Origin of the sequence: Streptococcus oralis (assembly GCF_026782375.1) — a bacterium.
Lineage (GTDB): Bacteria > Bacillota > Bacilli > Lactobacillales > Streptococcaceae > Streptococcus > Streptococcus oralis_CL.
Map to the genome: position 1 here is coordinate 530,420 of NZ_JAKUWJ010000001.1, position 22,424 is coordinate 552,843.

Here is a 22,424-nt window from a genome sequence, read left to right on the forward strand (position 1 = left end):
GGAGAAAGAGATAAAAATGGAAACAAAAACAATGTCCTTCCGTGACACCATTATCCTTGCTATGTCTGAGGAAATGCGTCGCGATGAAAATGTGTTCTTGATGGGAGAAGACGTCGGCGTCTTCGGAGGAGACTTCGGAACTTCTGTTGGAATGCTTGAAGAATTTGGTCCAGAACGTGTCCGTGACTGTCCTATTTCTGAAGCTGCTATCTCTGGTGCAGCAGCAGGAGCAGCCATGACGGGGCTTCGTCCAATAGTCGATATGACATTCATGGACTTCTCCGTTATTGCCATGGACAATATCGTCAACCAAGCTGCTAAAACACGTTATATGTTTGGTGGTAAAGGTCAGGTTCCAATGACTGTCCGTTGTGCAGCTGGTAACGGAGTTGGTTCTGCAGCCCAGCACTCGCAATCTCTAGAGTCTTGGTTTACTCACATTCCTGGACTTAAGGTTGTAGCTCCAGGAACACCTGCGGATATGAAAGGACTTCTCAAGTCTTCTATCCGTGATAATAACCCTGTTATCATTCTTGAATACAAATCGGAATTTAACCAGAAAGGTGAAGTACCAGTAGATCCTGACTATACAATTCCACTTGGTGTTGGTGAAATTAAACGCGAAGGAACAGATGTAACTGTCGTAACATACGGTAAAATGCTTCGTCGTGTTATGCAAGCTGCTGAGGAATTGGCAGAAGAAGGAATTTCGGTTGAAATTGTTGACCCACGAACCCTTGTACCGCTTGATAAGGATATCATTATTAACTCAGTCAAGAAGACTGGTAAGGTTGTTCTGGTCAACGACGCCCACAAAACAAGTGGCTATATCGGAGAGATTTCAGCTATTATTTCTGAATCTGAAGCATTTGATTACTTGGATGCCCCAATCCGTCGTTGTGCAGGAGAAGATGTGCCAATGCCTTACGCACAAAACCTTGAAAATGCGATGATTCCAACAGTTGAAAGCATCAAAGATGCAATCCGTAAAACTCATAACAAACAGTAATACATAACATAAATTATGTAAAATGTATCAATTTAGACGAAGAAACTTTGTATCTAGTGATGCAAAGTTCTCTGCGTCCTTAGTATCTTAGATTAGAGCACGGGCTAAAAGCTCGGAAAAAAGATAAATCACCTTGACTTCATCGAAGTCTGCGTTGATTTCCTATTTTTCGGTCGCTTTTAAACGCCCTTTGCATCATAAATAGAATAGGAGAGGTCATGGCTGATGATAAGCTAAGAGCGACTCCTGCAGCTAGAAAATTAGCGGATGATTTAGGAATTAATCTCTACGATGTTTCTGGCTCAGGCGCAAACGGTCGTGTCCACAAAGAAGACGTGGAAACATTTAAAGACACTAATGTGGTTCGCATTTCGCCACTCGCAAAACGAATTGCCCTTGAACATAACATTGCATGGCAAGAAATCCAAGGAACTGGTCATCGTGGTAAGATTATGAAGAAGGATGTTTTAGCTTTCCTTCCTGAAAATATCGAGAACGAGACAATCAAGTCACCTGCTCAAATCGAGAAAGTTGAAGAAGTTCCAGATAACGTAACACCTTATGGAGAAATCGAGCGTATTCCAATGACACCGATGCGTAAGGTTATCGCTCAACGTATGGTTGAGTCTTACTTGACTGCACCAACCTTTACGCTTAACTACGATGTCGATATGTCTGAAATGCTTGCCCTTCGTAAGAAAGTTCTAGAACCAATCATGGAAGCAACCGGTAAGAAAATTACAGTTACAGACTTGCTTTCACTTGCGGTTGTTAAGACTCTGATGAAACACCCATACATCAACGCTTCGTTAACGGAAGATGGTAAAACCATTATCACTCACAACTACGTCAACCTTGCGATGGCGGTTGGAATGGATAATGGATTGATGACACCAGTTGTTTATAATGCTGAAAAAATGAGCTTGTCTGAGTTGGTTGTTGCCTTCAAAGACGTCATTGGACGTACTTTGGATGGTAAACTAGCTCCAAGTGAATTGCAAAATTCAACCTTCACCATCAGTAACTTGGGAATGTTTGGGGTTCAATCGTTTGGTCCAATCATCAATCAACCAAACTCAGCCATCCTGGGGGTTAGCTCAACAGTTGAGAAACCAGTTGTTGTTAATGGTGAAATCGTGATTCGTCCAATTATGAGTCTTGGTTTAACAATTGACCACCGTGTCGTAGATGGTATGGCTGGTGCTAAGTTTATGAAAGACTTGAAAGCTTTGATTGAAAACCCAATCTCAATGTTGGTTTAAAGAGTTTATTTTTAGAAATATAGATAAAGGAAGTAAGATATGGCCTTAGAAGTAATTATGCCAAAAGCCGGCGTGGATATGACAGAAGGACAAATCGTCCAATGGAATAAAAAAGTCGGAGAATTTGTAAAAGAAGGAGAAATCCTTTTGGAAATCATGACTGACAAAGTCAGCATGGAATTGGAAGCAGAAGAAGACGGTTATTTGATCGCTATCCTAAAAGGTGACGGCGAGACTGTTCCTGTTACTGAAGTTATCGGATATCTTGGTGAGGAAGGTGAAAACATCCCATCAGCTGGAGCAGCTGCACCAGAAGCTAGCCCAGCATCTGCAGCAAATGCTTCAAACGATGATGGTAAGAGCGATGATGCTTACGATATAGTCGTTATTGGTGGTGGACCTGCTGGTTATGTATCTGCCATTAAAGCAGCTCAATTAGGTGGTAAGGTTGCTCTTGTTGAGAAATCTGAACTTGGTGGAACTTGTTTGAACCGCGGATGTATCCCAACGAAGACTTACCTTCACAACGCTGAAATTATCGAGAATATCGGTCATGCTGCTAATCGTGGTATCGTGATTGAAAATCCTAACTTCACTGTTGATATGGACAAACTTTTAGAAACTAAATCTAAAGTTGTTAATACTCTTGTTGGTGGAGTTGCGGGACTTCTTCGTAGTTATGGAGTAGATGTTCATAAAGGAATTGGTACCATCACTAAAGACAAGAATGTCTTAGTTAATGGTTCAGAATTGCTTGAAACCAAGAAAATCATCCTTGCTGGTGGTTCAAAAGTCAGCAAGATCAATGTTCCTGGTATGGAATCTTCACTCGTGATGACAAGTGACGACATTCTTGAAATGAACGAAGTTCCAGAAAGCCTTGTTATCATCGGTGGTGGTGTTGTCGGTATCGAACTTGGTCAAGCCTTCATGACATTTGGTTCAAAAGTAACTGTTATCGAAATGATGGACCGTATCGTTCCAGCTATGGATGCGGAAGTTTCTAAGAACCTTCGGTTGATCCTTGAACGTAAAGGAATGACCATCTTAACAGGTACAAAACTGCAAGAAATCATCGAGGAAAATGGTCAACTTCGTATTAAAGTTGAAGGAAAAGACGATATCATCGCAAGCAAAGCTCTTCTTTCAATCGGTCGTGTTCCAGATCTTGAAGGTATTGGCGATGTTGAGTTTGAATTGGATCGTGGTCGCATCAAGGTCAACGAATACATGGAAACTTCTGTTCCAGGTATCTATGCACCAGGTGATATCAATGGTACCAAGATGTTGGCTCACGCAGCCTTCCGTATGGGTGAAGTTGCCGCTGAAAATGCGCTTAAAGGAAATCACGTCGTAGCAAAACTCAACTTGACTCCTGCAGCCATTTACACTCTTCCTGAAGTAGCAGCAGTCGGTTTGACAGAAGAGCAGGCTCGTGAGAAATACGATGTTGCCATCGGTAAATTCAACTTTGCCGCTAACGGACGCGCTATCGCTTCTGATGCGGCTCAAGGTTTCGTAAAAGTCATTGCAGATAAGAAATACGGAGAAATCCTTGGTGTTCATATCATCGGTCCTGCAGCTGCAGAATTGATCAACGAGGCATCAAGCATTATCGAAATGGAAATCACTGTTGAAGAAATGCTGAAGACCATCCACGGACACCCAACATACTCTGAAGTGATGTACGAAGCATTTGCGGATGTTTTAGGAATGGCTATTCATTCACCTAAGAAAAAATAAATAAGATTTTCAACTAAATTTTCTTAAAGTAGTACGGACGGCAGCGACCTCTATTAGAGTTCCATGCCTAAAAATTGAGCCTCTTGTCTCAATTTTTCCGAGAAATGTAACGTGTTATCGTTACATTTCTTTTTACCACTTTAGAAAATTGGATTGCTATGAACAGAATTTAAAAACTAAATTTTTGGAAATACTATGAAATATATTATCAATCATTCAAACGACACTGCCTTTAATATCGCCTTGGAAGAATATGCCTTTAAACACCTTTTAGATGAGGATCAAATCTTCCTACTTTGGATTAACAAACCTTCTATCATTGTTGGTCGTCACCAGAATACTATCGAAGAAATCAACCGTGACTATGTTCGAGAAAATGGTATTGAGGTAGTCCGCCGTATCAGTGGTGGCGGAGCTGTTTATCACGATCTAAACAACCTCAACTACACCATAATTTCAAAAGAAGATGAAAACAAGGCCTTTGACTTCAAGAGCTTCTCAACTCCAGTTATCAATACCTTGGCTCAACTCGGTGTTAAAGCTGAGTTCACAGGCCGTAATGACCTTGAGATTGACGGTAAGAAATTCTGTGGCAATGCCCAAGCCTATATCAATGGGCGTATCATGCACCATGGTTGCTTGCTCTTTGACGTTGATTTGTCAGTCCTTGCTAACGCCCTCAAGGTTTCAAAAGACAAATTTGAGTCAAAAGGTGTGAAATCCGTCCGTGCTCGTGTAACCAATATTGTCAATGAATTACCAGAAAAAATCACAGTTGAGGAATTCCGTGATTTGCTATTGGAATACATGAAAAAAGAGTACCCAGTGATGACTGAATACGTCTTTTCAGAAGAAGAATTGGCGGAAATCAATCGTATCAAGGATACCAAGTTTGGTACTTGGGACTGGAACTACGGTAAATCACCTGAATTTAACATCCGTCGTGGAACAAAATTCACTAGTGGTAAGGTTGAAGTTTTTGCCAACGTCATTGAATCAAAAATCCAAGACATCAAGATCTATGGTGACTTCTTTGGCATCGAAGATGTTGCAGCTGTAGAAGATATCCTTCGTGGCGTGAAATACGAACGTGAGGATGTTCTTAAAGCTCTAGAAACTATTGATATTACGCGCTACTTTGCTGGTATTAGCCGTGAAGAAATCGCTGAAGCAGTAGTGGGGTAAGGAAAAAGAATCCATTTATGATGGATTCTTTTATTAGGGTTAAACTTAATAATCATGCTGATTAGATTATAATAGTGATGAAAAATGAAAAGGAGTTATTCATTATGATAGAAATTCCAGTAGAAAAACTTAATCTATTTGAACAGTTAGACCGCAATGTTGTTGCTTTTTATAGAAATGCGGAAATTTCTCAAACTGAAAGTTTAAATATAAGCATCACACAAAAACATTATGATAAGAAATACAAAGATCTTCAGCCTTTAGGATACCAAGCTGTTCAAATTCCTTTAGGGATGGCTTTAGATAATGTAATCCAGCAAGCCTATTTCCAAAATCTTATAATTGGAGGACTTCTCCCCGATGAAATCAAAGTAAACAAAGAAGACTTAATGCCTTTGAAAGACATTGTTGATAGTTTTTGTATTATGTATGCTGCAGCAAACAACCGACTTGAAAATAGTAAGGCTTATGAACTTATGAAAAATAAGACAGTGTTCTTTATTGGTAAACTGTTAACTAACGATCTTAAAAGTGGTGACGAAATTTCTTATATGGGAATCGAAAGAGAATCATCTGATGGAACTTCTTATGAAGCAGTAAAATGTTTTCTAACTAAAGAGAGTGCTGAGCAGTACAATGATTCAAAAAAACCTATAAGCTCAGCAAATCTAGCCTATCTGCAAGCCTTTTGGGGTAAACCAGTAATTATAGAGCCACACCGTAACTACTGGATTGAGTTTAAATAACTAAAAAACGAAAGATCAATTCCTTTTATCTTTCGTTTTTTTGCGATAGTTGCTTTACATAATTTATAATATGTAACGATTATAAACTATCTAAAGCATTCTTTTGTTCATCATTGACGATATGGGTATAGAGGTCAGTGACTTGTGTGCTAGCATGTCCTAATTGGTGACTGACCAAAACTTGCGATTTAGTTGCATCATAGAGTCTGGTTGCTAAGGTATGGCGTAGTTTATGGGGTGTTACACGCACTTTGAAATCCTCTGAGTACTTAGCAACCATTTTTTCAACACTAGAAGCATCGATACGATTGGGAACACCTCGGTATAAGGTCAGAAAGAGCGCTGTATCTGTCTTTTCTGTCTTATAGCGTTGATTTCGAATGGCGAGATAATTCTCTAGGTATGGCTTAGCAAAGGTTGCGACATTGACCGAGTCTCGTTTACCACCTTTTCGAGTGACATCGATAACCATCATTTTGAGATTGAGATCTCTTAGATCCAGATTAACAGCTTCAGATAAGCGGACACCTGAGGCCAAGAGAAGGGCAATAATAGCTAAATCACGTTCTTTATTTTTATTGAATGATGATAGAGCTCGGTTGGAGAGCTGTTGCGGGTACTCCTGATCGATGTAAGTTAGAAAACCTTCTGTTTCATCACCTAGAAAGAGTTTTTGCTTGATGTTTTCAGCTCTGGCAGCAAGGGTTTCTTTCTTTTTCTTGGTTGAAACTTTCTTCATTACATTACGATAGAAATAGGGCTCGCCCTGATCATTTTCAACTTCCTCAGTTAGATATTTGTATAGACTGGAAAGTGCTGACAAGGTTCTATTGATGGTTGTCTGTGAAACGCCTTGTTTGGTTGTATTAGCATTCAGCAAAGGTCGTTCTCGTAGATAAAGAATAAAGGATTCCATGTCTTTCTTAGACATGGAATCCAAGACCGATAAAGGAATATCAGCTATTTTATCAGAATTTGAAATCCCAGACTCTAAAACCCAGCTGAAAAATCGGTCATATTCCTTGAGGTATTCATACAAGGTTGTAAAACTGTATGGAACAGCAAGCTTAGATTGGTAGTATTCCAGAACATACCAGGGCATGATTTGTTTTAGTTTGTCGATTCGTTCTAGTAAAATCTCACGTTTCATCTATTTTCTCCATAATTAAGTCTACTAGTAGTATAGCATAGACTTATATATTTTTCAAGAAAATTATAGTTTTTCGGAAAGATGTTATAAGTGTTTGATGGATTCTAGAAAAAACAAAGACCTGGTTCCACAATCATAAGAAACAGGTCTTTTGTGTGTATGTAATCCGGCAATATGTTTATATTTTAATTTCTCTAAAATATTGCAATTGCCATTTTTGTGTTGCTCGAGCTGTTGTATTTAAATTTGAGCACCAAGGAGGATAAAATCGCATAGACATTTTTCCATTGCTATCTTTTGTCGACAGAATGTTTTTACGAATAGCCACCTCGTTTGGAATAATGAATAGTCCCCTCTTATCATTATCAATGATAACGATTATAAGTTCATTTCCTAAGTCCTCATTGGTATAAGGAATGTTCTTGTTGTTTTGGTCTTTTTTCCAAAAAACTGTAAAATATCCTTCTTTTTTTGGTGTTCTTTTTGCCAAGCGGCATCTTTTATACCCTTGCTCTTCCTTTATATTGATAAGAATACCTTCGTATTTTTCATTGTATTTTTCTTCAATGAAATCAAAATCACCATAAAAATTATATAAAACATCGAGTATTTTCATTATGATGTATGTCCCCCTTAGCAAATAACTTTTCCAAAGAATAATACTGTTTCCAACAAAATCAGCTAACAACTATACTCATCTTTTTTATGTATTACCATATAGCAGGATACCAAGATGACGAAGATTTTAATAAGGTAGGTTTCGTATCGTTCAATGTCTATGGTTAGCTGAGACAAGACGTTAATGATCGAATGTGTCATAACGCAAATCCAGAGATTCTTTGTTTTGATATAAAGAGCTGAGAGTATGAAAGAATTCGTTAGCAATCCAAATAAAAACGGTAGAATTTGCAGAGTTGCTAGGGAGCCATCTATGTAAAAGAACAACAGATGCCAAATTGCCCAGCTGAAAAAGGTTAGGATTGTTGAGTAAAAATATGGCAACTTTTCTTGTAAAATTGGTTGAAAGACATATCGCCATCCAATCTCTTCTATACCACCAAAGACAATAAATTTGAAGAATATCAAAAATGGGAGATACCAGCTAAATTCTACTATTTGCCCACCAAACATTAGAAAAGAAAAATCAAGGACAATAAGGAAAAAAGATAATAAATAATGTTTGTAACTGGTATGAATGTTAAAAAAATCGTTAACGATCTTCTTAAAAGGAATATGAAAATAGTGATTTGCAACAATGATTCCCCAAAGTGCTGAAGAAATGCCACCTAGAAAGATTCCTAAAATAGATAATAGATTGGAATGAATAGAAAAATGATTCAAGAGAAAGAAAAGGAGGCAAACTGATGCTATTTGGCTAAATGTGCCTAGCAAATATACTGCAATTGCCTTATTTCTTTTCATAGAGAATCCTTTCAATAATATTTTACGTAAAATAAATTATGTAAAAAGAACTTATAACAACAAATCTTTGACTTTTCCAATTTCACTTTTTGGAATCACTAGGTGAATCATATCACCCAGATACATTCTAGTTGAGCCGTTAACGGTTTGGCTTTTGCCATTATGGACTTGGGTGGTGATGAGTACGTTATGTGGCAAGTTGAGCTCGTGAACCTGTTTTCCTGCTATTTTATCTGATACAGGGATTTCAATGAGGGTGACTTCTCCTTCATCTGTCGCTTCTTCTGGCAGCATTTTTTCGAGCATGGCCTCATAGACTGGAGCACCCTTGAGCAGATCCATAACAATGTAGGCGACTAAGGTCACTAAGCCAAGTGGCATGAGGTTTCGAATGTCCCCTACCATCTCAGTAACAAGTATCATAGCGGTTAAGGGAGCCTTGGAAATTGCCCCAAAGTAGCCACTCATTCCCAGAATGACAAATATAGGGAATTGTTCCTGACTGACAAGCCCAAGATTGACACAAATGACACCAACTAGGGCACCAAGTAAGGAACCGAGCGCCAAAATGGGTAGGAAAATTCCTCCTGGGAGGCCACTTCCATAGCTAATCATGCTCCAAACAAAGCGGATCAAAAAGTAAGCTAATAGAACTTGAAAACTAAAATTTTGCTCAGTCAAGGAAAGAACGACCTGATTTCCACCACCGAGAATTTGTGGCAAGAAAATCCCGACTGGTATGATAAGGATAAAGGCTAGGATTGGATAATAAGCTCTATCTAAATGGATTTTTTGACCAACCCAATCATAAACTCGACCAACATTGAGTACAGCTTTCTCATAGAGAAAACCAGAAAGCCCGAGAAAAACTCCCATAAGGAGGTATATCCAATACTGGTCTAGGGTCATGAGAGGAATGTCGTCTGGCATATCCAGTACGGGTGTTAAGCCAAATATGAGCAGAGAAACAAAGTTTGCTACGAGACTAGCTGCTAGAGTTGATACCCAGAAAAATCGTGAAAAATGGTGATAGACTTCCTCTACAACAAAGAGGAGACCTGCAATTGGTGCATTAAAGGCAGCTGCTAAACCTGCAGCTGCTCCACTGGCAATCAGGGAACGTTCCTCTACTGGACTCGATTTGAGCCATTTGGCAATACCTTTACCACCAACTGCTCCAAGTTGAATACTTGGCCCTTCCCGACCTAGCATAAGGCCACTGGCAATAGCAAGAATACCTAATACATATTTCTTCCAGAGGACACTCCACCAGTTGAGACTCATCAGTCCCTTTAGTTCAGCTTCAACTTGAGGAATTCCTGAACCCTTGATATCTTTTTCTGACCGAGTTAGTTTCGCGCTAAGCCAGCAAACTATTACATAAAATAGGCCAATGATAAAAAGATTGCGCACTAAGTGCGCTTGATCTTGATAGAGTCCTTGTATCAGATGGAAGCCCTTTTCGATTAAGAAACGAAAAGATCCGACGATTAGCCCGACGACGAGACCAACAATGATTCCCCGTCCAACTTGGGATAATATGGTGCTTGAGGCAAAGGCAAATTCTTTCTTGGAACTGAGTGTTTCTGACTGTTCCTCCATAATCATTTCCTCTTACTTGTCTTTCTTAGTTGAAACCAGTGTTTTGACTGGTTCAAAACTGGTCCGATGAATGGGAGTAACTCCTTGTTTATCAAGACCTTCTAAGTGTTTTGCTGTTCCATATCCAGCATTAGCAGCGAAATCATATCCAGGATACTGGTTGTCATAATCCTTCATTAAATTATCCCGTGTCACTTTGGCAACTATGGATGCGGCTGCGATAGAGAGCGAGTTGGCATCTCCCTTGATGATTGCTATTTGGGAAATCGGTAAATCAAGCTGCATGGCATCAATCAAGAGGTGCTCAGGTTGGGGACTGAGCTGAGAGATTGCTTCTATCATAGCAAGCTTGGTTGCTTCATAGATATTGACTTGGTCGATGACCTGATTATCCACGATACCAATGCCGATTGCCAGAGCTTGGTCTTGAACGGCTTGAAAAATTTCCAAATGTTTCTTTTTGGGGATTTTCTTACTATCGTTGAGGCCTCTAATTTTACAATTTTTAGGCAAGATTACCGCTGCAGCGACCACAGGACCAGCCAAAGGACCACGGCCGACCTCGTCAACACCTGCAATTAGAGTCAATCCTTGCTTATAAAGTTCTTTTTCATAAGAAAGCATAGTTTCCAGGCGAAGGTCTTCATCCAGTTCAGCCTGAATGGCTTTTTTTCGCTTGGTGATTTCCTTTTGAACTCCAGTTCGGCTATCTTTTTCCAGTTCAAGAAAAAGGGGATTGTCTAAGTCTTTGACAGTAGCAAGAAGTTCTCTGATTTCTTTAATCGTCGTCATCGATGTCGTCCAATGTATCTAAGGTATAGGTACCGAGCTTTCCATCACGAACTTCCTTCACGAAGAGGCTGTAAAAACGGTCGTAGTCGTCTCGGAAACCGAGAGCACGTGTCATATCCATGATGATAACAGGAGCATCTTCTTCAATTTTCATTTGTTTGAAGCGTTCAGCTAGCTTATCTGGATAATGTTTTTTGAAATAATTGAGACCAAAAATGGTGACTTCATCCATGGGAAGCAACTGGTCTTTAATAGCTCCAGTTAGGGCTAGTTTCAGTGCGACAGCATCATCTTCAAACTTAGGCCAAAGAATCCCTGGTGTGTCTAGGATTTCAAGGTCTTTATTGGTTTTGAGCCATTGTTGCCCCTTGGTAACACCTGGTTTATTGCCGACCACCGCAATCTTTTTCCCAGCCAAACGGTTCATCAGGGTTGATTTGCCAGCATTTGGAATTCCGATAATCATAGTACGCAAGGTTTCAATTTTTATACCGCGTTCTTTTTGGCGCGCAATTTTATCAGCCATAAGCTTTTTGGCTGCATCTGTCACAACTTTTACGGTAACTTGCTCTTTGGAGTTGATTGCCAGAGTTTGAATACCTTGTGATTCAAAGTACTGACGCCATTCTTTTGTCATTGCTGGATCAGCCAGATCAGCCTTATTTAAAATCAAGAGTTTGGGTTTATCACCCACAATCTTGTTTAGCATAGGATTTTGACTAGATAAAGGTAGGCGAGCATCCACCAAAATCGTCACAAAATCAATAAATTTTAAATTCTCCTGAACTTGTCGCCGAGCCTTAGACATGTGGCCCGGAAACCATTGAATAGTAGCCATAATAATTCCCCTTCCGACTAAAAAAAACGTGATAAAAACGTTTTCTTTCTTACCATCTATTCTATCATAAATGAACCCTCTTTGCATAGGCTTTTGTCTACAAAAATGAGTATATATAGTAAAAATGTTTGCATAAATAATGTATTGTTATATCAAAGTACGAGAAAAATACCTATCAAGTCATATTGATGATAGGTGTTTTTCTTATAAGTCTATTCTTGAGAGAAAAGGGCAGACACAATTTGTGACAATCGTTTCACTCCAGAGAATTTGCGCTGGGGATAAATAGTCAGCTCTTAAATATTCTTTTAAAAATTCAGCAGCTTTATCTGGAGCAATCTCAAACTCAAAGGCCTTCATCCTGTAGAAAAAATCGATTAGATGCTCAGTTAAGTAATCTTCTGAAAAGGGCACTTCACCATATTTTCGATACTCCAGCAAGAGTCGAGAGAACCTGGATTTTTCATCTGGTAAATCACGAAAATAAGAATTTATTAGCAAAATTTGTTTTTGCTTTCGTTCAATAGGATCTTGGTTCGCAATTCGTTGCTCTTTTTCAAGCTCTTTTGGGTTTTGTTTTGCTTTGAGAGCTCGTTCTTCTCTATTCTTTCCAAAAAGAATTTTTTCCCATTTTCGTTCTTCTGGTGTGAGAGTTTCTCTAAAGCCAAAGTAATCTTGATAGGCTCGTTCTGCAGGCCCCATAGCAAGAATGAGGTTGTCAGCGTATTTCTTGGCGATTTTATCTCTTTTCTTACGTTCTTTCTCTGCTTGAATCCGTAAATGCTGCTCGTAATCGATTTTCTCCTTGCCTAGTTTGACAAGGTATAGTTGATCATCAGACTTTCCAAGTAGAAAGGGTTTGATACACTTTTCAAGGACTTCTTCCAAACGAGCCTTCTTTTTGGTGTCTGCCTTGGTCCAACTTCCACCTTGAAAGACTTCTAGGAAGAGCTGGTAGTCTTTTTCAGGTGCAAATTGATTTCCAAGATTGGATTTGAAAACACCTTTATCCCAAAACCATTTTAGAAGTCGTTCGTCAAAATCGCTTTTATTGACCTTGATTTTTTCCTTTTTCTTAACTTTTCTAGTCAGATTTTCAAGCTTTCTGAGAAGTTTTTCTTCCTCTTCTAGTTGCTGGTCAAGACTTAATCGATGAAAATGGCGAACACAGTCACTGCCGATAGGAAAGAGACGTTGTCCTGTGACATTGTTAAAGAGTTCGTAAGCATATTTAATGGCATTTCCGCAGATACAATTGCTACGCCCAATGCCATTAAAAATCAAGGAAACTTCATTCCATTCCTTGGTAGCTTGATCCCAAGTATCGGCTTTTGAAGCCTGTAAAACCGCATCGTGCAAGGATTTTCTAACTGGAAGTGTCATGAGGTCTCCTTTCTAATACTCAATGAAAATCAAAGAGCAAACTAGGAAGCTAGCCGTAGGCTGTACTTGAGTACGGCAAGGTGAAGCTGACGTGGTTTGAATTTGATTTTCGAAGAGTATAAATTATACTTTTACAACTTGAACCTCATCTTTTCCGAGTAAAATCAAGTATTTTTCAATGTTTTCTATCGAATAGGCTCGTGATAAGGCTTCTCCATATAGGGCTAACTGACTACGATAGCGGTCTATGAGTTGACTTGGTTGATCGTAACGGTCTGTTTTGTAGTCGAAAAGAACGATACGATTCTTATAAAGAAGATAGCCATCCAAGATTCCACGAACAACAAAGTCTTCCTGACTCTTTTGGTCGCGTTTGAGCATGGAGAAAGGTTGCTCACGATAGAGATAGTCAGTATTAGCGAGAATCTCCTGACCGAGTGGCGTATCAAAGAAAGCTAGGATTTTAGAAAGATTGATCTTGTCTCTAACAGCTGGGCTGGTTTGAACTTGGTGCAGAGTATCTTTCAGGTTATCAAGTGTTGGTTGCTGACTAAGGTCAATTCTCTGCATGAGTTCGTGAGTGGCACTACCAATCTCAGCTCCAGTTACCTTTTCTTTAGTTGAAAAATCTGGTAAATCGAAGCTGATTTGCTTCTCTGTTGATTTGGTTTGGTTAGCAATTTGTACCCCTTCCATATCCATTACTGGTTCGTAGAATTTCTTGATTTGGCTAGGAGTTTGGACGCTAGGAAGTTCAATAGCCGCACGGTGAAGAGTATTATAGACTTCTACTTCTTTTAGCATTTCCAGAGCTTCTTTGATAGTTTCTGACTGGCGATTGTCTGCTTGAGAACTATCATGTAGAGGGCTCTTGTTTTCCAATTCTCCGATAGCTTCTCTGGTCAGCTGGTCTTCACCAAGAAAACGATAGCTAAAGTTGAGATGGTCTCTAGCAAATACTTTAGTGATCGCCCAGATCCAATCTTGGAAATTCTTGGCTTGAAGTCTGGTATGTTTATCGAGTTTTCCGTTTTCAGATCTTGGATACTCCTTGGCTTCTAGCTTTTCACGAGAGCCCTTACCGACAAGATAGAGCTTTTTCTCAGCCCGTGTCATAGCAACATACAGTAGACGCATTTGCTCAGAATAGCTAGCCAATTGCAGTTCTTTCTCATTCTGGATATAAGTTAGGCTAGGAATGGAGAGTTTGATGGTTTTAGGATAGTGTGCTTCCACTGCTCCTGTTTCTACCTTGGCAATGTATTTGACACCAAGTCCATTCTGACGACTGAGAATAACATCAGACATCGAGTCTTGCTTATTGAAGTCCTGATCCATGTTGAGGATGAAGACATAAGGGAACTCCAATCCTTTGCTTTTGTGAATGGTCATGAGTTCTACCGCATCCTTAGGCGGAGCTACTGCTACGCTTGCGAGGTCATGCTGGGCCTCCAAAACCTGATCAATCATTCGAATAAAACGAGACAAGCCCTTGAAATTACTCTTTTCAAACTGGTCTGCTCTCAAAGCTAAAGCATAGAGATTGGCCTGTCTGGCAGGACCGTTAGGCAAGGCCCCGACATAATCATAGTAAAAACGATCGTTGTATATCTTCCAAATCAAGTCATAAAGGGACTGGGTTTTGGCATACAAGCGCCAAGAATCCAAGATATCCATGAATTGATTTAGTTTTTCCTCTAAAGGTTTGTGAATTAACTCTTTCTGATCAGCTGTTTGTTTTTGAGCATGAAGCAGTTTCTCATAAAGATTCTCTTGTACTTTATCAGCTGCTTTTTGAAGGGACAAACGTGCCAGCTCGTCCTCATCGAAGCTAAACATTGGAGACTTCATAAGGGCAACCAAGGCATAGTCTTGCAGGGGATTGTGAATGACACGAAGAGTGTCGAGCATGACTTGCACTTCTAGGGATTGGAGGTAATTATTTTGTTCTCCGTCTGTTTTTACAGGAATTCCATACTCTGAAAGAGCGAGGAGTATCTGGTCATTACGACTGCGACTGGAAGTCAAAAGAGCAATTTCCTTAAAGGCTACACCATTTTCTTGATGGAGCTTTAGGATTTCCTTGATGACTAGGCGCATTTCACCTGTTAGTTTTGTTTCTACTTGGCTCTCTTCGTCCTCTTGCTCACTGTCGTCCTTGTCGTAGAGGAGAAATTCTGCCTTGTTCTCAGGATTGGGCGTCAGTTTGGTATTGACAAAAACAAGCTGGTGCATGCTATCGTAGTTGATTTCACCAACTTCTTGGTCCATAAGGCGTTCAAAGACATGGTTGGTTGCTGACAGCACTTCTGAACTACTGCGGAAATTTTCTTTAAGAAGAATCAACTTGCCTTCTTGAGGATTTTGCGCATAGCGTTGGAATTTCTCATTGAAAATCTGTGGGTCTGCCTGACGGAATCGGTAGATGGACTGCTTGATATCCCCCACCATAAAGCGATTATGGCCATTCGACAGCAGTTCCAGCATTCGTTCTTGAATATGGTTGGTATCTTGATACTCATCGACCATGACTTCATGGAAACGTTCCTGATAAGCCTCACGAACTTGTGGGAAATTCTCTAAAATTTCAATGGTGTAATGACTGATATCAGCAAATTCAAAGGCACTTTCTTGGCGTTTACGTTCACGATAAGCCTCCACAAAATCACTCATAAAGGTTTGGAAGGTTTTAGCTAGATCCCAGGTATCTTCATGATAACGTTCTTGATAGTCGAGAATTGTTATCTGGTCTGCTAGTTGTCCAAGTTTTGCAAACTGGACCTTTCTCTCATCGTTATAGGCATCAGCCAGTGTTTTCAAATCGGCCTTACGACTAGAATTAGCCAGAGCTCGACCATTTTTCTCCTTAGAGATGGTGACAACACGAGCAAGCACTTCTTGATAAGCCTGGCTATCGGACTCTTGATTTAAGGAGCCAATTTGATCCAGAACCTGTTGAACAGCTTCTAAATAGGCAGCTTTTGGAAACTCCTTGGCATCATTATCCAGATGATAACGGAGGAAAGTTTCCAAATCCCAAAGCGCCTGTTTGATTTGCTCAGATAATTTGTCTTTTTCAATTACAAAGTCAGCTTCTTCAAACCCTTTGAGAAAAGACTCGTTCAACCATTTTTGTGGACTGCTGGTGGATTGGAGGAAATCATAGATTTTGTAGACTTGCTGGCGCAGACCTCGTTCATCCTTGCCACGTCCAGCAAAGTTCTTCACCAAACGGCTAAAGTTCTCTTTATTCTCACCTTGGTAATGATCTTCAAAAACCTGATGAAAAGCTTCATTTTTTAAGAGTAACTGTTCACTTTCGTTTTGCAGAATACGGAAGTTCGGTGCAATATCAATCAAATAGCCATGTTTTCCTAGGAATTTTTGTGTGAAAGAGTCCATGGTTCCGATGGCAGCGTTTGGCAGGTCTGCCAATTGACGTCCCAAGTGTTGTTTGAGATCAACATCATTGGTTTCTTGAATTTGTTGGCTGATTTTTTTCTCCAAACGTTCCTTGAGTTCAGTAGCAGCCTTGACGGTAAAGGTCGAGATAAAGAGTTGAGAAATTTCGACACCACGGGCTAATTGGTCCAGAATGCGCTCTGCCATGACAAAGGTTTTCCCTGAACCAGCAGACGCTGAGACCAGAATATTTTGCCCTGCGGTATAAATGGCTTCGATTTGCTCGGCAGTTCTTTTCTGTTCCTTGCTTGAACTCGCTTCTGCTTCTTGTAGTTCTTGAATTTCTTCCTCAGTAAAAAAGGAAATGGGCTTCATTGATTCAACTCCTCTCTCATTTTCTCAAACCAAGCTTGCTTAAGCTTTTCTCCGACCAGTCGTTTGCCATCCGCTAGGTCTAACTTTTCTAGGAAACGTGCTTGACCTAGATGGTAGTTTGCTTCAAAGCCAGTAATAGCCTGATGTTGTTGAACGTATGGGGCAATGCTTCTGCCATTCTCTGTGTATGGATTGATGGCGAACTTACCTTGTAAAATCTTCTCAGCTGCCTTCTTGTAAAGATGGGCATTATAGTCTAGTAAGAGCTGGAATTCCTCGCCTGTCAGCTGATTGGCCTTGTTTTTATTGTAAAATTCGCCTAAATGACTACTTTCTTTCTCTAAAAAGAGGCCTTGATATTTCATAGACTTGCTGGCTTCTACTACCGCTCCTGCCAAACTCTTAACGGTCAAGAGAGATTGGACTGATTCAGCCATTTCCAAGTACATGGCACCGAAAAAGTTCTGCTCCCCTTCTCTTTTTAGGGCAGCAAGATAGGTGGGCAGTTGGGAATTAAGCCCATTAAAGAAATGAGGAAACTGGAACTGAGTAAGACTAGACTTGTAGTCTACCACTCCTAACGCTCCATCAGCTTTCAGGCGGTCAATACGGTCAACCTTGCCTCGCACATGGACACTGCGACCATTATCCAACTGGATAAAGGCCTGATCCTTGCCACCAAATGTTGCCTCCTCTTGGATGGTTTCGACGGCTGGATTATGACGAAGGATGTGGCCCGTAGTTCGCGCGACATCAAGTAGAACTTCCTTGGTAAACAGGGCTTCCAAACTTTCCTGATAAATGGCTTCAAATTCGCGTTCTTGACTGGTTTCTTGGATAGCTTGTTCCAGACGTTTGTCAAACGGATTTTCAGCAGGCAGTTTCAAGGCACGTTCAAAAATACGATGCAAGAAATTCCCGTGACTGCGAGCGTCTGGACGCAGGCGTAATTCTTCCTGCAAACCAAGGACATAACGGAGGAAATAACTGTATTCATTGCGGTAAAACTCCGTCAAACCTGATGTAGATAGATAAAACTCCTTGTCAACTGGATAAAGAGCCTGCAAGGTATCCTTTGCTAATGGCTTGCTGCTTGGACTTGTTGGGAGGGCAGGATTCGCAAGGCCTTTTTGGTCAAGTTTTTTCCCCATGACACGCGCCAAGACCTTGACAAAGGTCAAATCTTGCTCAGTATCATTTGTCCCGCTCTGCTGATGATAGGCAACGAGACTAGACAAGAGACTGTGATAAGAACCCATATCTTCTTTGCTAAGTTTTTTATGGTTCATTCTCTTTTCTCTTCTGCTAAATCCAAAACTCACCAGTTCATGAAGATAGGCAGATTCTTTACTCTCATTTTCATCGAGAAGACTTGGCGCTGACAACACCAACTGTTTACGGGCAGCATTGACTAAAGAAAGCATAGTATAGCGATTTTTCTTGAGGTTTTCACTGCTTGCAATCAGCAATTGTGTTCCCTCTTCTGTCGCTTGGTTTAGACTTTGTCTTTCTTCGTCTGTTAAAAGGCTCGTATTTTGTGCAATTTTTGGTAAATGATCCTGCGTTAGTCCAATGGCATAGACAAAGTCAGCAGTCAGTGGTGCAATCAAATCGTAACTCTGCACCAGAACAGTGTCCACTGTCGCTGGAATAGTGCGATACTGAGATAAAGTCATCCCTGAGTGGAGCAAGGCTAAGAAGTCCTCCAGACTTACTTGTGAAGCATCAAAAACGGTTGCAAATTGTTCTAAAACATGACAGAAGGCTTTCCAAACTTCGGTTTGTCTTTCCTGTTCTAGTGCTTCCATAGTAGCTGTTAAACCATGCATCTGCTTGCTTAAAGCAGTATTTTTTAGAAAAATACTCCACTTTTGCAAGAGATTTTCAGCCTTCTGTTTCCGACTAGTAAATAAGGTTTCAAGAGGCTCCAAAACACGTAATCGAATGGCATTCAAACGCTCTAAATCAAACTTTCCATGGTGGGATTTGGTGAAGGTTTGCTGAAAGGATGGCAAGCCATTGATGCCAAGATAGCGGAGATATTGCTCAAAAGCATCAATATCAGCCTGACTAAGGTCAGTATACAGACCGGTTCTGAGAAGATTAATCAAATCCTCCTGACGAAAACGATAGCGTTTCAAACGTAAAATAGACTCCACATACTGGGCCAAGGGATGATGAGCCATGGATTCGCTTCTACCAAGATAGAATGGAATCTGGTACTGGTCAAAAATGGTCTTTAAGGACAACTGATAAGAAGCCACATCTCCTAACAGAATGCGAAAATGCTTGTAACTCAAGTCTGGATGGTCATGTAATTTTTGACGGATGCTACGGGCTACCAACTCCAACTCTTCCTTTTGTGTCAAGCAAGACCAGATTTGCAGATTTTCACGGTCCTTCTCATCAACATCCAAAATGACTTCTGAAAAGTCATAAGAAGACTCCAGCAAACGAGAGGCCTTGTCAAAACTATCTATCTTCTCATGAGTTTTAGAACGATCCTGAGCAGGGGTTTGGTATTTAGCAGCTAAATGATGGAGAAATTCTACACTGGCTTGGTAGAGATTGCCTTCAGTGAACGGGCTGGTATGGGCCTTCTTACTTGCATATGCACCAATGACAATCTCAACACCTTTACGATGGAGTAGATCCACCACATGCTCTTCTTCGGCGGAAAAACGGGTAAAACCGTCGACAACCAAAGCCAGCCGACTGAAATCACTACTTACCTTGTCATTCTCAATAGCCTCAATCAAATGGGACAACTGACTTCCCTGAGCCAACTGGCTTTGATTGAGATAGGCCGTTACTTTCTCGAAAATTAAGAGTAAATCTACTCTCTTGTCCTCATCGGTCAAACTTTCCAAGTCCAAAAAGCTCATCTGAGCAGTTGTCATCTCATGATAAAGTTCAATCAACTGCTGGATAAATTGAGGGTCTTGTTTAATAGCTCCAAAAACTCGTAACTCTTTGGGATCGAGTTCAGCAAGGCATTTATAAAAGGCCATCCCAAGACCGATATCATCAAGACTGGTCTTTGTAGGCAAGTCATTTAAAACCAGGTAACGAGCCATTTGAGCAAAGCGCGTGACAGTAATCGCGAAAGAAGCCTGCTGGGACAAGCATTCCAGCACAGCACGTTCCTTTTCAAATGAAAGAGAGTTGGGGGCGATGTAGAAGACTCGCTTGCCTGCAGCAACCAGCTCTTCCGCCTCTCTGGTCAAGATTTCTGTCAAAGAAGTCCGAATATCAGTATAAAGTAATTTCATCTCTGCCTCGTTGGAATTTTTCATTACCTTTTATTATACCATTTTTTAATTAAGCAATCCTATAAATAATCGGTTCTTGCTCATCTATTGAAAAGAAAAATGCCGGAAAATTCCGACATTTTTTCAGTAAGCTAACTTCCTGAAAATAGGAGTAACCACAAGTCCCAGAAGGCAGTGATATTGATAAGGATATGAAGTACTATTGGATAGTAGAGATTTTTAGTCATCCGATACAATAGGGCTAAAATAAGACCCCCACTAGCATAAATGAAAAAAGCAAGAGGTGTTAAAGCGAAATTGATATGAATACAACCGAAAATAATAGCAGAAAGCAAGATATCTCCGTACCAAGGTGAGTTTTTGAAAAAGGTTGTCATAAGCACACCGCGATAAATCAATTCCTCAGCAATAGGGCCGATGAAGCAAACTATGAGCAAGAAATAGGGTAATTCCTGTCGCCCTATCATTTCTATCGTTTCATTCAAAGAAATTTGATTCGAGGACGAGGGGATGAAATAAGACAAGAGGAAGTCGGACATATACGAAATGATGTAGCCCAGTAAAAGGTAGATAAAGTACCTCGGCTGCCACTTGAATTGCATAATTTTTCTACCTTCAAAAACTTTTAAATGGAGGACTGCTAAGAAAAGAACTCCACTCTCCATCAAAAGCAGAATCTGAAAAAACTCACGACTTGCTGGTAGATAGGGTTTTGCGAGGTGATTGAAAAGCCTCCAAAACCAAGTTGATTTGTAAAAAATTAAGGACAATGCTAGTAAAATTTGAATACTTCGTTTTTTCATATTGTACCTCAGCTTTTCTCCCCTCGTCTCTTCATATTACTAATAAATTTTACTTAAAATCTCGCAGCACTTCCTTTGCAAAGATGATTGCCTCCTCCAATATATCCTAAATCATAGGTGCCTCTGGGACAAAATCCATGAACCGGCAGAGTTAATACTGGTTCTATTTCCCAATCATATCTACCATTAAGATTTTTACCATAGGGATCTGCTCCACCTTGTATCAACTCTAATTCTTCATTTGTTAGATTTATATTTTTTTTCATTAAAACCATGATGTATTCCCCCATTATTGTTCAGATTAGTTGAGTAATCTGCTACTCATAACTACTTACAAAAAAACTATTATATTTTAAGTTAGTTTTTTATGTTTGTCTAGTTGCAACTTTGACAAGTTTAGTATAGCACATCTTTGCAAAATATCCTCTTCAAATCTTGAATTGTCATCGAAACGTCCTAAACTGCAAAATCAATTAGCTCCTGTCGCTTTGATCATCATCTTCTCCAAAATATGCTATAATAAAAGCAAAACACCTAGAAAAGGAAGTCTTATGATTAAACTACTATCCTTGGATATGGACGGAACCCTCCTTAATGAAGCCAAGGAAATCCCACAAGCCCACATTACTGCTATTCACAAAGCTATTGAAAAAGGCGTCAAACTGGTTCTCTGTACAGGTCGCCCGCTTTTCGGTGTTCTTCCTTATTACAAAAAACTAGGACTTGACCTACAGAACGAGTACGTCATTGTCAATAACGGTTGCTCAACTCACCAGACCAGTGACTGGAGTCTAGTTGACTGGCAAGAACTCAGTCCAGCTGACATTGAATACCTCTATGACCTGGCTGAAAAAAGCGACGTCCAGTTGACTCTTTTTGATGAAGAACATTATTTTGTCCTCGGTGGTAAACCTAATCAAATCGTTCAAAATGATGCTAAACTTGTTTTTTCAGACCTGACTGAAATTTCCCTTGAGGAAGCTACCAGTGGTAAGTACCGTATGTTTCAGGGTATGTTTTTAGGCACCAAAGAGCAAACAGACGATTTTGAGCAACGGTTTGCTGAGGAACTCTGTCAACGATTCAGTGGAGTTCGTTCGCAGCCTGTCATTTATGAAGCAATGCCCCTTGGAACGACCAAGGCTACTGCTCTTTCACGACTAGCTGAGATTTTGAAGATTGATTCCTCAGAAATCATGGCCATGGGCGATGCTAATAACGATATCGAAATGCTCCAGTTTGCAGGGCTTGGTATTGCTATGGGAAATGCTAGTGATCATGTCAAATCTCTTGCTGATGCCGTTACAGCAAGCAACGAAGAAGACGGCGTCGCGCGTGCCATTGAGAAGTATATTTTATAATTGAGAAGCCCAGTTCATATCAACTGGGTTTTGTTTCTTTTAAGAATTACAAAACTTTAGAAACTCTTTAGAATTACTT

General features: G+C 40.1%; 17 protein-coding genes. 6 read left to right on the forward strand and 11 right to left on the reverse strand.

What is annotated here, in order from left to right; all coding sequences use genetic code 11:
• Positions 1-16 precede the first annotated feature (16 nt).
• The 5 genes from MK409_RS02670 (at position 17) to MK409_RS02690 (ending at position 5,945) form a co-directional block, all read left to right on the forward strand.
• Positions 17-1,009 (forward strand): alpha-ketoacid dehydrogenase subunit beta, encoded by a 993-nt coding sequence (locus tag MK409_RS02670; protein WP_268705244.1) that lies wholly within the window; start codon positions 17-19, stop codon positions 1,007-1,009.
• 218 nt (positions 1,010-1,227) lie between these two features.
• Positions 1,228-2,271 (forward strand): dihydrolipoamide acetyltransferase, encoded by a 1,044-nt coding sequence (locus MK409_RS02675; RefSeq protein WP_251936137.1) that lies wholly within the window; start codon positions 1,228-1,230, stop codon positions 2,269-2,271.
• 39 nt (positions 2,272-2,310) lie between these two features.
• Complete coding sequence (lpdA, locus tag MK409_RS02680) at positions 2,311-4,014, forward strand: dihydrolipoyl dehydrogenase (protein ID WP_268705245.1); 1,704 nt, start codon at positions 2,311-2,313, stop codon at positions 4,012-4,014.
• 195 nt (positions 4,015-4,209) lie between these two features.
• Positions 4,210-5,199 (forward strand): lipoate--protein ligase, encoded by a 990-nt coding sequence (locus MK409_RS02685; RefSeq protein ID WP_268705246.1) that lies wholly within the window; start codon positions 4,210-4,212, stop codon positions 5,197-5,199.
• A gap of 104 nt (positions 5,200-5,303) precedes the next feature.
• On the forward strand, positions 5,304-5,945 hold the full coding sequence (locus MK409_RS02690; RefSeq protein WP_268705247.1) for a hypothetical protein: 642 nt from the start codon (positions 5,304-5,306) through the stop codon (positions 5,943-5,945).
• Positions 5,946-6,024: 79 nt separating this feature from the next.
• On the opposite strand, the gene xerS is transcribed toward MK409_RS02690, so the two are convergent.
• The 11 genes from xerS to MK409_RS02745 all read right to left on the reverse strand — a co-directional run bounded on the left by xerS (position 6,025) and on the right by MK409_RS02745 (position 21,259).
• Positions 6,025-7,095: a tyrosine recombinase XerS gene (gene xerS / locus MK409_RS02695; RefSeq protein WP_268705248.1), complete on the reverse strand. Its 1,071-nt coding sequence runs from the start codon at positions 7,093-7,095 to the stop codon at positions 6,025-6,027.
• A 178-nt stretch (positions 7,096-7,273) separates the two neighbouring features.
• Complete coding sequence (locus MK409_RS02700) at positions 7,274-7,711, reverse strand: MepB family protein (protein WP_000697143.1); 438 nt, start codon at positions 7,709-7,711, stop codon at positions 7,274-7,276.
• A 65-nt stretch (positions 7,712-7,776) separates the two neighbouring features.
• The gene (locus MK409_RS02705; protein ID WP_042768105.1) at positions 7,777-8,517 is read right to left on the reverse strand and encodes a CPBP family intramembrane glutamic endopeptidase; all 741 of its coding nucleotides are present in this window, start codon (positions 8,515-8,517) and stop codon (positions 7,777-7,779) included.
• A 51-nt stretch (positions 8,518-8,568) separates the two neighbouring features.
• Complete coding sequence (locus MK409_RS02710) at positions 8,569-10,119, reverse strand: ClC family H(+)/Cl(-) exchange transporter (protein ID WP_000392577.1); 1,551 nt, start codon at positions 10,117-10,119, stop codon at positions 8,569-8,571.
• Positions 10,120-10,131: 12 nt separating this feature from the next.
• Positions 10,132-10,911, reverse strand: coding sequence for a ribonuclease HII (locus MK409_RS02715; protein ID WP_268705249.1), 780 nt, complete (start codon positions 10,909-10,911; stop codon positions 10,132-10,134).
• Positions 10,898-11,749 carry a ribosome biogenesis GTPase YlqF gene (ylqF, locus tag MK409_RS02720; protein ID WP_268705250.1) on the reverse strand — a complete coding sequence of 284 codons (852 nt, stop codon included), beginning with the start codon at positions 11,747-11,749 and terminating at the stop codon, positions 10,898-10,900. Before ylqF ends, MK409_RS02715 begins: the two co-directional genes overlap by 14 nt.
• A gap of 204 nt (positions 11,750-11,953) precedes the next feature.
• Positions 11,954-13,132 carry a hypothetical protein gene (locus tag MK409_RS02725; protein WP_268705251.1) on the reverse strand — a complete coding sequence of 393 codons (1,179 nt, stop codon included), beginning with the start codon at positions 13,130-13,132 and terminating at the stop codon, positions 11,954-11,956.
• A gap of 123 nt (positions 13,133-13,255) precedes the next feature.
• Positions 13,256-16,909 (reverse strand): helicase-exonuclease AddAB subunit AddA, encoded by a 3,654-nt coding sequence (addA, locus tag MK409_RS02730; protein WP_268705252.1) that lies wholly within the window; start codon positions 16,907-16,909, stop codon positions 13,256-13,258.
• Positions 16,906-20,181, reverse strand: a complete 3,276-nt coding sequence (gene rexB, locus MK409_RS02735) for an ATP-dependent nuclease subunit B (RefSeq protein WP_268705253.1) — start codon at positions 20,179-20,181, stop codon at positions 16,906-16,908. Before rexB ends, addA begins: the two co-directional genes overlap by 4 nt.
• Before the next feature lie 131 nt (positions 20,182-20,312).
• On the reverse strand, positions 20,313-20,984 hold the full coding sequence (locus MK409_RS02740; protein ID WP_268705254.1) for a CPBP family intramembrane glutamic endopeptidase: 672 nt from the start codon (positions 20,982-20,984) through the stop codon (positions 20,313-20,315).
• A 53-nt stretch (positions 20,985-21,037) separates the two neighbouring features.
• Positions 21,038-21,259: an SP_0924 family bacteriocin-like peptide gene (locus MK409_RS02745; protein WP_213988535.1), complete on the reverse strand. Its 222-nt coding sequence runs from the start codon at positions 21,257-21,259 to the stop codon at positions 21,038-21,040.
• A gap of 276 nt (positions 21,260-21,535) precedes the next feature.
• On the opposite strand from MK409_RS02745, the gene MK409_RS02750 reads away from it, so the two are divergent.
• Complete coding sequence (locus MK409_RS02750) at positions 21,536-22,345, forward strand: Cof-type HAD-IIB family hydrolase (RefSeq protein ID WP_268705255.1); 810 nt, start codon at positions 21,536-21,538, stop codon at positions 22,343-22,345.
• Positions 22,346-22,424 lie beyond the last annotated feature (79 nt).

Coding starts and splice junctions, on each gene's coding strand:
- MK409_RS02740 (WP_268705254.1), bottom strand. CDS start 20,984: ATGAAAAAACGAAGTATTCAAATTTTACTAGCATTGTCCTTAATTTTT.
- MK409_RS02745 (WP_213988535.1), bottom strand. CDS start 21,259: ATGGTTTTAATGAAAAAAAATATAAATCTAACAAATGAAGAATTAGAG.
- MK409_RS02750 (WP_268705255.1), top strand. CDS start 21,536: ATGATTAAACTACTATCCTTGGATATGGACGGAACCCTCCTTAATGAA.
- MK409_RS02675 (WP_251936137.1), top strand. CDS start 1,228: ATGGCTGATGATAAGCTAAGAGCGACTCCTGCAGCTAGAAAATTAGCG.
- lpdA (WP_268705245.1), top strand. CDS start 2,311: ATGGCCTTAGAAGTAATTATGCCAAAAGCCGGCGTGGATATGACAGAA.
- MK409_RS02715 (WP_268705249.1), bottom strand. CDS start 10,911: ATGACGACGATTAAAGAAATCAGAGAACTTCTTGCTACTGTCAAAGAC.
- MK409_RS02710 (WP_000392577.1), bottom strand. CDS start 10,119: ATGGAGGAACAGTCAGAAACACTCAGTTCCAAGAAAGAATTTGCCTTT.
- rexB (WP_268705253.1), bottom strand. CDS start 20,181: ATGAAATTACTTTATACTGATATTCGGACTTCTTTGACAGAAATCTTG.
- xerS (WP_268705248.1), bottom strand. CDS start 7,095: ATGAAACGTGAGATTTTACTAGAACGAATCGACAAACTAAAACAAATC.
- addA (WP_268705252.1), bottom strand. CDS start 16,909: ATGAAGCCCATTTCCTTTTTTACTGAGGAAGAAATTCAAGAACTACAA.
- MK409_RS02690 (WP_268705247.1), top strand. CDS start 5,304: ATGATAGAAATTCCAGTAGAAAAACTTAATCTATTTGAACAGTTAGAC.
- MK409_RS02670 (WP_268705244.1), top strand. CDS start 17: ATGGAAACAAAAACAATGTCCTTCCGTGACACCATTATCCTTGCTATG.
- MK409_RS02705 (WP_042768105.1), bottom strand. CDS start 8,517: ATGAAAAGAAATAAGGCAATTGCAGTATATTTGCTAGGCACATTTAGC.
- MK409_RS02685 (WP_268705246.1), top strand. CDS start 4,210: ATGAAATATATTATCAATCATTCAAACGACACTGCCTTTAATATCGCC.
- ylqF (WP_268705250.1), bottom strand. CDS start 11,749: ATGGCTACTATTCAATGGTTTCCGGGCCACATGTCTAAGGCTCGGCGA.
- MK409_RS02700 (WP_000697143.1), bottom strand. CDS start 7,711: ATGAAAATACTCGATGTTTTATATAATTTTTATGGTGATTTTGATTTC.
- MK409_RS02725 (WP_268705251.1), bottom strand. CDS start 13,132: ATGACACTTCCAGTTAGAAAATCCTTGCACGATGCGGTTTTACAGGCT.